Annotated in this window: 10 protein-coding genes and 2 pseudogenes; 7 read left to right on the top strand and 5 right to left on the bottom strand. The window is 50.0% G+C overall.

Going from position 1 to position 11831, the window contains the following annotated elements:
- Both IM267_RS17510 and IM267_RS17505 read left to right on the top strand, forming a co-directional pair.
- On the top strand, positions 1-645 hold a 645-nt coding region (locus tag IM267_RS17510; RefSeq protein WP_193033916.1), incomplete at its 5' end, for an RHS repeat-associated core domain-containing protein.
- A gap of 21 nt (positions 646-666) precedes the next feature.
- Positions 667-1128, top strand: a complete 462-nt coding sequence (locus IM267_RS17505; RefSeq protein WP_193033915.1) for a hypothetical protein — start codon at positions 667-669, stop codon at positions 1126-1128.
- A gap of 130 nt (positions 1129-1258) precedes the next feature.
- Here IM267_RS17505 and IM267_RS17500 read toward each other — a convergent pair whose 3' ends face one another.
- Entirely contained in the window at positions 1259-1489 is a 231-nt protein-coding gene (locus IM267_RS17500) for a hypothetical protein (protein WP_193033914.1), read from the bottom strand.
- A gap of 41 nt (positions 1490-1530) precedes the next feature.
- Between IM267_RS17500 and IM267_RS17495 the strand changes: the two genes are divergently transcribed.
- The 5 genes and pseudogenes from IM267_RS17495 (at position 1531) to IM267_RS17475 (ending at position 5886) form a co-directional block, all read left to right on the top strand.
- The gene (locus IM267_RS17495; RefSeq protein WP_193033913.1) at positions 1531-1872 is read left to right on the top strand and encodes a hypothetical protein; all 342 of its coding nucleotides are present in this window, start codon (positions 1531-1533) and stop codon (positions 1870-1872) included.
- A 237-nt stretch (positions 1873-2109) separates the two neighbouring features.
- Positions 2110-2895: pseudogene (locus IM267_RS17490) on the top strand (RHS repeat-associated core domain-containing protein); the annotation flags it as partial.
- Positions 2895-3584 carry an ankyrin repeat domain-containing protein gene (locus tag IM267_RS17485; RefSeq protein ID WP_193033911.1) on the top strand — a complete coding sequence of 230 codons (690 nt, stop codon included), beginning with the start codon at positions 2895-2897 and terminating at the stop codon, positions 3582-3584. The pseudogene IM267_RS17490 and the gene IM267_RS17485, both read left to right, overlap by 1 nt.
- Positions 3585-3717: 133 nt before the next feature.
- Positions 3718-4208 (top strand): annotated as a pseudogene (locus tag IM267_RS21575) (RHS repeat-associated core domain-containing protein); the annotation flags it as partial.
- Positions 4209-5418: 1210 nt separating this feature from the next.
- Entirely contained in the window at positions 5419-5886 is a 468-nt protein-coding gene (locus IM267_RS17475) for a hypothetical protein (protein WP_193033910.1), read from the top strand.
- Positions 5887-6449: 563 nt separating this feature from the next.
- Here the strand turns inward: IM267_RS17475 and IM267_RS17470 are convergent.
- From IM267_RS17470 to IM267_RS17455, 4 genes are all read right to left on the bottom strand, one after another.
- Positions 6450-7496, bottom strand: a complete 1047-nt coding sequence (locus IM267_RS17470) for an aldo/keto reductase (protein ID WP_193033909.1) — start codon at positions 7494-7496, stop codon at positions 6450-6452.
- Positions 7497-7598: 102 nt separating this feature from the next.
- Entirely contained in the window at positions 7599-9122 is a 1524-nt protein-coding gene (locus IM267_RS17465) for an efflux transporter outer membrane subunit (RefSeq protein WP_112792560.1), read from the bottom strand.
- A complete protein-coding gene (locus IM267_RS17460) occupies positions 9122-10693 on the bottom strand; it encodes a DHA2 family efflux MFS transporter permease subunit (protein ID WP_193033908.1) in 1572 nt (523 codons plus the stop codon). Before IM267_RS17460 ends, IM267_RS17465 begins: the two co-directional genes overlap by 1 nt.
- Positions 10690-11784 carry an HlyD family secretion protein gene (locus IM267_RS17455; RefSeq protein ID WP_063866179.1) on the bottom strand — a complete coding sequence of 365 codons (1095 nt, stop codon included), beginning with the start codon at positions 11782-11784 and terminating at the stop codon, positions 10690-10692. Before IM267_RS17455 ends, IM267_RS17460 begins: the two co-directional genes overlap by 4 nt.
- Positions 11785-11831 lie beyond the last annotated feature (47 nt).

The following is an 11831-nucleotide window of genomic DNA, read 5'->3' as shown; positions in this document are numbered from 1 at the left end:
GACCACCGGGGGCTGCCGCTGGCGCTTGTGAACAGTGACGGAAAAACAGACTGGTCGGCAGAATACGATGCGTGGGGGAATGTGCTGCGCGAGCAGAACCCGCACAATCTGGCACAGCTCATCCGCCTGCCGGGGCAGCAGTATGATGCAGAGACGGGGCTGTACTATAACCGGCACCGGTATTACGACCCGCAGCAGGGGCGGTATATCACGCAGGACCCGATAGGATTGATGGGCGGGTGGAATTTTTATCAGTATCCGTTAGATCCGATAACTGATATTGACCCACTGGGGTTATTTGTGCCCTTGGTTATTGGTGGTTACTATTTAAGTGCTCAAGCTGTTGCCTGGATATCAACGGGGGTATTTGCAGCAGCGGCACTGTCTACACCAGCTGGTAAGCAAGTATTGACAAATGTCACCTCGACAAGCTTGACTAAGTGTGAAGAAAAAACTTGTCCTCCATGCAATCCTCCTGCGGGTACAAAATTTAATAAAACGACACACTTTGATCATGATCATGGCAACTGCAAAGGTAAAACAGGATCACAAACGCATTGGCATTACCAGGTTTATCACCAGGACTCCTCATGTAACTGCCATCTCCAAAAGCACGCTTTTGGCGGATGCGGTGTAGCCCCCTAACCTTAAATAGAGATGAATTTCATGAAAAGTTTAGAGTTAACTGAAGATTATATTACATTAATTAATGATAGTAAAATATGGGGCATGAATTTCAATTTTGATGGTAGCCAAACATCAGTTACTCCCTCCTTAGTAATCGATATCGATTATGTAACGGGAAGTGATTCCTCGCTGGATAATGGTGATATAACTTTTCATGTTTGCCCGGCGAAATTGAATTTTAATGGTGTAAGTAGTTTTAACATAAAATTATCTTCTGATATGGAGGAGGAAAAACATTATAAAGCTGATTGTTTGTACATTTACAGAATAGAAAAATTATTAACAAAAAACAACAGGTTTTATTTTAAGATAATTTTTAGTGATAAAGTAGGTTATATAGAACTTTATTCTGACAATGCATCCTTGCTTATTGATAAAAATAAAATATATAAAATTAAAGGAAGTGATTCAATACCTATCTTACTAAGAAGTTCAATATAATGTGAAATCTTTTTACTCTTAAAGCGAACCAATCATAATGTGCTGTGAAAGTGCAGGCATAGAGGAGAACTGGGGCAGCGTTACTTTGTGGTACGTTCACTAATGCTCCCCCATCATCTGGTGCATTATATTACACAGGAGCAACTACTGTTGTAGGATTGATGGCTAATAGCGCAGTAAAGGTTTTGTTTGAAATAAATAAAAAGGAAGATCCTACACATATATCTGCAACGCTCAGTGGTGGTGTTGGTGGTGGTGGATTTACTGGCATAGTTACTTGCCAACAATATACAAAATGCATAGTAAATTGATATGAAATTTTATATTTTTCTGATTTCTTTAGTTTTTTTGATTTTTTCACTAAGTGCGTGTAAAAATGATGATGTCCAAAAGGCGATCTTGGTGGTTGAGTCTTTTCATAATAAATTCAACGCAAAGGATTTTAATGGGATTTATACCGACGTGGTTTCTAAAGAATTTAAAAAATCAATGACCAGAGCAGATTATTTTACCCTTATGAATAAAAACTTCTCAGTACTTGGAAAGTATCGCTTTGGCCGATTAGTGAAAAGCGATCAAGTTGAGGCATTAATTGGAGAGGATAAAATAAAAATATCTTATCATTCTACATACACTAATTATGAATTAAACGAATCATTTGTGATAAAAAAGGAAGGCGGCAAAAGCAAAATAGCTCAAATAGTATATGATGACATTCATGCAATAAAACTCAAAGACCAATAGACTGAGTTTTAGTTGAGTCATCAGCAATGCCGCTATACTTGAACAACTTATTTTGACTGAAATTTTTTCTTTCATAGCGGTACAGTTTACAGATGGTCATGATAGAGACTACCGCCTACGATATTTTCGTGACGCTGTATACCTTGTGCGAAAAAGCTGCCGTGAGCGCAGGAGCCTTAGCAGATAGGGGGGTATTCTCCGAAACTGGTGGCATTGATGGATAACCTGGAAGCGGACTACGCGCCGCAGAGAAAAATTCACCTGTACCACTGCGACCACCGGGGGCTGCCGCTGGCGCTTGTGAACAGTGACGGAAAAACAGACTGGTCGGCAGAATACGATGCGTGGGGGAATGTGCTGCGCGAGCAGAACCCGCACAATCTGGCACAGCTCATCCGCCTGCCGGGGCAGCAGTATGATGCAGAGACGGGGCTGTACTATAACCGGCACCGGTATTACGACCCGCAGCAGGGGCGGTATATCACGCAGGACCCGATAGGGCTGCGGGGCGGGTGGAATTTTTATATATATACGTCCAATCCAATAACAGAAATTGACCCTCTTGGATTAGCGGGGTGGAATTCATTAGGTTCCTATATTAACCAACCAGGGTATAAATCAAAAATTACAAATGTAGCCCAAGAAGGGGTCGATACTACAAATCCAGTTTCATTAAGGCCTGATGGTTACCCTTGGGGATATGGTTGCGGAGATGAAAGTACAGATAAATTTGTTCCAGATGGTCTGTATGGTGTTAGTTTTATGCAAGCTTGTAGAAATCATGATATCTGCTATGGAACATCAGGAAGCAGTAAGCAATCATGTGATACTCATTTTGGGAACGATATAGTGTTGGCATGTGACAGAATCTGGAAGGATACACTGAGCTCAGATGATATGCTTTATAAATGCTATACTGCTGCGGGTATTTATCAGTTAGCAGTGGAAAAAAAAGGTGGCCCCGCTTTCGAAGCGGCTCAACGAGAGGCGGCAAATAAAACATCAGGGAACGGTACAAACTAATGCACATAAAAAAAATACCGTTTACCCCCCTAAAAATAGCGACCCTAACCCTTACATTATTCATTGTTTCCTGCGATGCCTATGAGGCTGAAAAAAATCTATCACTGACATCTATGGCAAGTTCACCTATTGCTATTGGTGGGTTAAAAGAGATATGGTTTTTTTGTGAAAAATGTTTGAAACAAAATATGTGCAAACAAAATGAGTTCAACCAATGTTCATTAGTGACAACCCAAGAAAAGAATGAAGCGCTAAACTTAGCTGTAGGAAGCGCAAATATTGAAGCAGTACATTTTTTAGTTGAAGTAGCTCAAGCAGATGTAAATTCTGTTACTGGCAGGTATAATGAGACACCTTTAATAATTGCTGCATATTATGGAACGGAGAAACATAGAGATATAGCTAATTATTTACTATCTCATGGCGCTGACATTGATGCAATAGCAAAATCACCAATAGATACTGCATTAATTACCGCCATTTGGAAAAACAATATTAACTTTGCAAAGTTATTGCTTGAAAAGGGAGCTAATCCTTCGCTTTCGGATGTTGGGCTAAAGCAAGATTATGCGTGTAAATATGCCATTCAAAAAAAGCAGGCAGAAATCTTGCCATATATACCAAATTGTTGTTCTTTGATCGAGCAGAATTCACATTGGGTTACGGATATAGGTTATTTTTGTCCTTAGATAGGCATACTGAGCAGCCAGCGGTGCGGCTTGATGCCGATAGCTGAACCTATACAACTTGCAGGACGGTATAGAATGTTTTTTTACAAATTACATCACATGGAATCGTACCGGAGGATCGAATCCGGAATTCAGCGTGACCTTTCCGCCGGAACTAAGGCTATGGTAGATAATCTGGAAGCGGAGCTACAGCGCGGGGAACTCAGTGAAGCAAACCAGCGGTGACTGGCGCAGGGCGGGGTGACACCGGAGCACCAGATAAAGGCGGAGTACGCGCCGGAAAGAAATATCCACCAGTACCACTGCGGCCACCGGCCCTGGTCAGCCATTCCGGGAAAAAACACTGGTCGGCAGAATACGATGCGTGGGGGAATGTGCTGCGCGAGCAGAATCCGCACTATCTGGCACAGCTCATCCGCCTACCGGGGCAGCAGTATGATGCAGAGACGGGGCTGTACTATAACCGGCACCGGTATTACGACCCGCAGCAGGGACGGTATATCACGCAGGATCCGATAGGACTGCGGGGGGGGGTGGAATTTTTATCAGTATGCGTTGAATCCAATTCGATTTATAGATCCACTAGGTTTGGCACAAATTTGTACAAGACCGCTTAAAGGTTCGAGAGGTTTTAGGACAAATGGCAAGACAGGTTTCGATCTTGGCATTTTCCATGCACACATATTCTTTGATGATGGTACTAATATCGGCTATGGTGGTGATAGTGGATTATTCAGTGAACCTAGAACCAATGATTATACCTGTAATAAAGAAAAATATAGCGATGAAATAATGAAAAAAAGAGTGGAAATAGTCAAACATGAACCTGATAACTTATTACTTCCGAAAGGAAGCAAACAATATGGAAGTGATAACTATGGTTTTATAGTAAATAACTGCCAAGACTTTGTAAGTGATGTTCTGGATGAGTACAAAAAAAATAGAAGGCGCGAAACAATGAACGGTTTTCTGATAAGAGTGCTTATTGCTGATATATCTATATTGTCAATTCAGGCCGCATTGCTACTTTACCATCCATTTCGCTCGCAGAAAAATGATGTAATATCTGATTTTATTATTCGTTTAACGTTTACTATAAAAAATGATATTATTCTTTTTCTAAACCCTCCTTTGTTGGTTTTTATATATTACGCTATATTTTTTTTAACAAATAAAACTGATGGATTGATACTGAGATTATCTCTGTTAGGGATTTTAAATTTTATTACTCTGTATTTCTTTTCTTGGGTTGAAATGCTTCTGTTAATAGCCAATGACGTTAGGGTATAGAAGCACGAATACGATTACCTCTGTGAGGGTGATTTTAGTTAAATGAACATGCCCCTTATTAGCACTTGGCGGAACAACTGGATAAGGAGTACCTACAGGAGATGAAAGTTCATCTGCATAACTGCAACCACCGGGGCCTGATGCTGAAACACAGCGACGGCAGAATCGGATGGCGCGCGGAATATAACGAATGGAGCAATGTGCTGCGGGAGGATAACCCGGAGAATCTCCGGCTATCGGGGCGAAAGCACGATAAAGAGACGAGGCTGTGTATAACCGGTACCGGTATTACGACCCGCAGCAGGGGCAATATAAAACTCAGTACCCGATAGTATTGATGTGTGGGTGGAATATATATGATTAAGGAAATATGAGCGTGATCCTGACCCACTTAAGGGAGGCCATGGTTGTATGGCAAAAACTGGCAGTTCTATTCATTGGCATTATGATGTAAATAATCAAAACCCCAAAACATGTGAGTGCAACCATGCTAAACATGAATTTGGTGGGTGCGGTGTTGCACCATGATACAAGGACAATGATTATGACACACGATTTTGAAAATATCTCATTCCATGACAATGCGATACATGGAATATTTTTGCCGGAAAATATTGATGGTGGAATATCTCCTTTACGTTTTGATATAGATCATATAATAGAATGGAGTGAGGATACTTTTAGTGGAAAGCCATTATTTTCAGTTTGCCAGGCTGTTGTTTCTTTTTCTAATGTTACAGATCTCAAAGTTAATATTGAATGGGCTGAAAGCAAGTACACCGCCTCAGAAACTGGTTTATACATTATTGATATAAAAAAAACAAACGTAAAAACAACGCTTCGACTTCCACAGTATTATAAATGGGAGATAATAACAAACAATAAAAATTGTTATTTTTCTTTTGGTGCATCAACATTATCAATGAGTCTTTTAGGTAATACAAGATTGATTGGCAGACAATATCTATTGGGAGAAGAGAGGGCATCAATCTTACAACTTACTGACAAATAATCTTCACAAAAAGGTGGTTGTAAAATGGATGACAATAATTTTATTATACAGTAGCATGATTGAGGAGATAAGTAGTGGTATATACACAAAAGCGATAAATCTATATCTACCACTGCATCCGCCGATTCTTAGTAGGGTGACGAATAATTCGGTGGCGCTGATGTAGTCCTTGCAGGTCAACGTTCAGAAATCTCTGCTGGTTGGCAAAGGGGATGACGTCATCGTCACTGTGGGGAAAACGCGGACAGAAAGCTCCGGAAAGATGGCAGTCTACAGCGCCGGGGAGTATCACTTTCTGGCACGGTCATAAATGCTTCACTGTCGTCTGATTCAACTTATTCTAAGGAATAACTACTGATGTAGGATTTGTGGCTAATGGCTCAGTATCGGTTCTTTCTCAATTAAATAAAAAAGGAAAAATCTACACATATATCAGCAATTCTCGGTGATGGTTAAGTATTGGAAATACCGCCAGAAATATGTCATATAAAAAACATCTAAGCTATGCTAATTAAGAAAAATTGATAACCGGAACGATAAATAGTTCCGGTTATCAACGAGAATCAAATACTCTGCTGCGTTAGTTGACCCTGACGATACTCCCCCTGCCGCTCCAGCATCCAGCCCGGATATTCACGCGGCAGCGCGCTGACGGCATCCAGCTGCTTAAGCTCGTCTTCGCTTAAGCGGATCCCGGTGGCGGCAATGTTATCGTCAAGCTGATCGACGCGTTTCGCACCAATAATGACGCTGGTCACCGCTTTCTGGTGCAGCAGCCACGCCAGGGCGATTTGTGCGACAGAGACGCCCTTGCTCCCGGCAATCTTGCGCATAACGTCCACGCAGTCGAAGGCGCGGTCTTTATTTACCGGCGGAAAGTCGAACGCCAGGCGACGACCACCGGTCGCGCTCTGCCCGTCCCGATCGTATTTTCCGCTCAGCAGGCCGCCAGCCAGAGGGCTCCAGACCATCAGTCCGACGCCTTCGCTCTGCATCATTGGCACCAGCTCGCGCTCAAGGTCGCGTCCGGCGATGGTGTAGTACGCCTGCAACGACGCAAAACGCGCCAGCCCCAGACGCTCGGAAATGCCCAGCGCTTTGGCAATCTGCCATGCCGCCCAGTTCGAGACGCCAATGTAGCGCACGTGACCATGCTGCACCAGGTTATCCAGTGCGTAGAGCGTCTCTTCAACAGGCGTTGCCGGGTCAAAGCCGTGAAGCTGATAGAGATCGATATGATCCAGCTGCAAGCGGCGCAGGCTCTCCTTCACGCTGCTGATGATGTGATACCGCGAGCTACCGCGCGAGTTCACCCCCGCGGTGCCGGTTTCACCAAACACCTTGGTGGCAACCACCACGTTTTCGCGCGGAATTTTCAGATTCTTCAGCGCCTGCCCGGTAATCTCCTCCGAACGCCCTTCCGAGTAAACGTCGGCGGTGTCGATGAAGTTAATCCCGGCATCCAGCGCGCCGCCCACCAGCTGCTCGGCCTCACTCTGCTGTAGCTGACCAATCTTGCCCCACATGCCGCCTTCACCCCCGAAGGTCATGGTGCCGAGGCACAGTTCAGAAACAAACAGCCCGGTATTGCCCAGTTTTTGATAACGCATAAGTCATTCCTCGCATGTCGTTTGGGTGTCTGTCAGTTATACCCGCCCCTCTGCCCTCGCGAATGTGGCGTTCCTGTCCGTTTCTTGCCCATTTCTCTGAATTTATCCGCGCGGAGCGTCGCCAAAGACAGCATAATCCGGCAGTCGAACCTGCTGATACGGCTCCCAACCGCCGCCGAGGGCTTTATAAAGCGCTACCAGGTCAAGCGCGCTTTGCACCTGCGCCTGCGCGCGCTGCTGTTCGGCCTGGGCCAACTGACGCTGGGCGTCCAGCACGTCGATAAAGCTGGCGATCCCCTGCCGGTAGCTGTCGCTGGCGAGATCAAAGGCGTTTTGCAGTGCGTCGATGGTTTTCGCGAGACCCGCCTCACGCTGCTGATCGGTGCGATAGCTCACCAGCGCGTTTTCGACATCGCCGAGCGCCGTCAGCACCGTCTGGCGATAGTCCAGCACCGCCGCGCCCTGCTGTGCGCGCGCCACCTTGACGCTGGAGACCAGCCGACCGCCCTGGAAAATCGGAATGGAAACCTGCGGGCCGAAGCTGTAGAAGTGGCTGCTCCAGTCGGTCAGCCAGCCGGATTCGCTGTTGCGCAGGCCAAACTGTCCGGAGAGGGTGAAGCTCGGGAACAGTTCAGCCACCGAGACGCCAATCTGCGCCGTGGCGGCGTGGAGGTTCGCCTCTGCTTCACGCACGTCGGGACGGCGGCGGGCCAGCGTCGACGGAATGCCGGTCTGTACGATATCCGGCAGCGCGGGCATCGGCTGCGCTGATTGCAGCTCGGCGTCCAGCGCTCCCGGCGGTTTACCGAGCAGGATCGCCAGCCCGTTCATCGCCTGGCGTTCCTGGGCCTGATACTGCGGCAGCTGGGCTTCAAGATTACCCAGCTGCGCCCGGGCGTTTTCCACGTCCATCTGCGGCGACAGCCCGCCGCGCTGGCGGCTTTCGGTCAGATCCAGCGTCTGCTGCGCGCTCTCAATTTGCGTATTGAGCGTGGCGATGATGCTCTGCGCCCCGCGCAGCTGTAGCCACGCCCGCGCCACTTCGGCCTCCAGCGACACCAGCGCATCGTTACGCTGTTCGATGGCGGCCTTCTGCTGCGCTTCGGCGGCTTCCACCTGACGGCGAACCTTGCCCCAGAGGTCGATTTCCCACTGGGCGTCAAAGCTGCCCTGGTAAAGATTGATCGGCTGCGTCAGCGGGCCTAGCGCGCTTCGCAGTTGCGGATCGACATTATCCAGCTGGTCGTACACGCCGTGGGATTTTAGCTCTCCTTCCAGCCCAAGCTGCTGGCGCGTTGCCTGCACATTGCCATTCACCGACGGGAAAAACGCCCCGCCCGCCTGGTTAATCTGTTCGCGCGCACCGGCAATGCGCAATACCGTTTGCTGTAACGTCAGATTCCCGGCGATGGCGCGCTCAACCAGGCTGTCGAGCTGTGGCGAGCCGAAGGTTTTCCACCAGCGCGGGTTAGTGGCGGCGGAAGACGTTTGCGATTTCACCGCGCTGTCGCCCTTATCGTTCCAGTGTGTGGCGGCGGGCGGCGCGGGCGGCTGGTAGTCCGGCCCGACGGCGCAGCCCACCAGCAGCATCATTATCATCAGGGGGTGTAAACGTCTGTGTATCATCAGTGTGCTCCTGCACTCCCCTCGCTCTTAACCGGCGAGAGCAACAAACAAAACGGAATCAGTAAGAAGGCCACCGCGCTCAGAATGGTGAAGACGTCGATGTAGGCCAGGAAGCGCGACTGCTCGATCATCGTCTGGTACATCCGCCCGGTGGCAATCCCGGTCGGGTCACCCACCTGAGTGGTGAAGTTCTGGATCGCCTGCGCGCTTTCGCGTATTGCCAGCTGGAACTGCTCGTTAAACGGCGAAGCGTGGTAGGCCAGGTGCGCGCTGTGCGCCTGCGAGCGCTCGGTGATTGCCGCCGTCGACAGCGAAATGCCAATCGAGCCGGCCACGTTGCGGAACATGGTAAACAGCGCCGCCGCGTCGGCGTTGAGCCGCCTTGGGATCGAAATAAAGGCGATGGTGGTGAGCGGCACAAACAGGAACCCCAGCCCAATCGACTGGGCGCTGCGGAACAGAACCAGCGTCTCGAAATCGATATCCGGGGTCAGAGTGCGGGACCAGAAGAACGACACCGCCAGGCAGCTAAAGCCAAAGGCGATGATCCAGCGCGTCTGCACCACCGGCATCAGCTTCAGCACCAGCGGAATAGTCAGCACAATCAGCACCGCCCCGGGCGACAGCACCAGACCGGACCAGGTGGCGGTATAACCCAAATCCTGCTGCGCCAGCTGCGGGATCACCACCGAGCTGCCGTACAGGATCATCGCCATTCCCGCCATCAGCAGGCTGGAGATCGCAAAGTTGCGATCCTTCATGCAGTGCAGATCCACCACCGGCTTTTTGGCATACATCAGCCAGTAGATCGCGCCAATAATGCCGATCAGGGTCAGTACCGCGAAGGTGCGGATAAAGTTCGAATAGAACCAGTCATCGTCTTCGCCCCGGTCGAGCATCACCTGCAAACAGCCAAGGCCGAGGGCGATCAGGCCGATCCCCGTCCAGTCGACGGTGAGCTTCTCTTCCGACTTTTTCTCCCACGGCGGATCTTCCAGCAGCTGGTAGATGGCCAGCACCGTCACGATCCCAACCGGAATATTGATGAAGAACACCCAGCGCCAGGAGTAGTTATCGGTGATCCAGCCCCCCAGCGTCGGGCCGAGCACCGGCGCGACGATAATCGCAATGGAGGAGAGGCCAAAGGCTTTGCCCCTGTCCTCCGGCTTGAAATAGTCGAGCAGCACCGACTGCTGCGTGGGCTGCAACCCGCCGCCAAAGAAGCCCTGCATCACGCGGAACAGGATGATTTGCCAAAGCTCGGTGGCGATGCCGCACAGGAACGAGCAGATGGTGAACATCACAATGCAGATCAGGAAGAACTGCTTGCGGCCAAACAGCCGGCTCAGGAAAGCCGAGATCGGCAGCACGATGCCGTTCGCCACCAGGTAGCTGGTCAGCACCCAGGTGGATTCGTCGTAGCTTGCCGAGAGCGACCCCGCCACGTGCGGCAGCGCCACGTTGACGATGGTGGTGTCCAGAATCTCCATAAACACCGCCAGGGTGACCACAATCGCCACCGCCCACGGGTTACTGGCGGGCTTCCAGTTTTCGTGGCTGCTGTCCGTCATTCCACGGTGACCTTCGGTTCAACCGACAGCCCAAGCGGCAGCGGCTTGTTCGGATCCAGCCCTTTATCAATGACGATTTTCACCGGCACGCGCTGCACGATCTTCACAAAGTTACCGGTGGCGTTTTCCGACGGGAAGGCGGAGAAGCGCGAGCCACTGCCCTGCTGGATGCTGTCAATATGGCCTTCCAGCGCCATATCCGGCCAGGCATCGACGGATACCGTCACTTTATCGCCCGGCTTCATGCGCTCAAGCTGCGACTCCTTGAAGTTCGCCACCACCCACACGTTCGGGGAGACCAGCGAGAACAGCGCCGTGCCCGCCTGCACCAGCGTACCGGGCTGGACGTTGCGCTTAGTGACAAAACCGTCGAACGGGGCGCGGACTTCGGTATAGGAGAGGTTCAGGTTGGCGGTTTCCAGCTGCGCCCTGGCCTGATCGACCTGCCGTTCGCGGGCTTCAACATTCGTTTCCTGCTGGCGGATTTGCAGCTGAACCTGCTCCGCCACTTCCAGCTGCGCCTGCGCGCTGGCCAGACCCGCCTGTGCGCTGCGCAACTGAGCGTTGGCGGAATCGATACTTTGTTGCGTCGTCGCGCGCGGGTCAACGCCGCGCTGACGGCGGTACTCCGCCTGCGCGTTGGCCATATCCGCCTGCGCTTTCAGTACCTGGGCTTTGGCTTCATCGCGCTGGGCGGGGTATTGCACTTTTGAGAGCGCCAGCTGCGCCTGGGCCTGATGCAGCTGCGCCAGCGCCAGCCCAAGCTGGGCCTGAGCCTGATCGCGCTGGGCGGTGGTATCGCGAGGATCGATCACCACCAGCACGTCCCCTTTCTTCACGCGCTGGTTATCCCGCACGCGAAGTTCAGTTACGTAGCCCGCCGTTTTGGGGGCAATGGTCACCACGTCGCCGTCGGTGAAGGCGTCGTCGGTGGTCTCTTCGTTGCGGGTTAAAAACCACCAGACCAGCGCCACAATCACCATCACGATGACCACAATGCCGAGGATAATTAACGGTTTTTTGCCCGGACGCTTGCGCTCGTTATTGTTTTTATCCTGCTCGTCAGCAGGTGGATTTTGTTCTTCTGCCATAGTTCAGCAACGGTCCTGTCAGTGAGCGGCATCACACTATGCCGTTC

The organism is Enterobacter cloacae complex sp. P15RS (assembly GCF_014895905.1).
Classification (GTDB): Bacteria; Pseudomonadota; Gammaproteobacteria; order Enterobacterales; family Enterobacteriaceae; genus Enterobacter; species Enterobacter quasihormaechei.
This window is presented reverse-complemented; position numbering and strand designations above follow the sequence as displayed.

Bases quoted from the DNA above. Each gene is read 5' to 3' on its own strand.
- IM267_RS17485 (WP_193033911.1), top strand. From the start codon at position 2,895: ATGCACATAAAAAAAATACCGTTTACCCCCCTAAAAATAGCGACCCTA.
- IM267_RS17455 (WP_063866179.1), bottom strand. From the start codon at position 11,784: ATGGCAGAAGAACAAAATCCACCTGCTGACGAGCAGGATAAAAACAAT.
- IM267_RS17505 (WP_193033915.1), top strand. From the start codon at position 667: ATGAAAAGTTTAGAGTTAACTGAAGATTATATTACATTAATTAATGAT.
- IM267_RS17460 (WP_193033908.1), bottom strand. From the start codon at position 10,693: ATGACGGACAGCAGCCACGAAAACTGGAAGCCCGCCAGTAACCCGTGG.
- IM267_RS17465 (WP_112792560.1), bottom strand. From the start codon at position 9,122: ATGATACACAGACGTTTACACCCCCTGATGATAATGATGCTGCTGGTG.
- IM267_RS17470 (WP_193033909.1), bottom strand. From the start codon at position 7,496: ATGCGTTATCAAAAACTGGGCAATACCGGGCTGTTTGTTTCTGAACTG.
- IM267_RS17475 (WP_193033910.1), top strand. From the start codon at position 5,419: ATGACACACGATTTTGAAAATATCTCATTCCATGACAATGCGATACAT.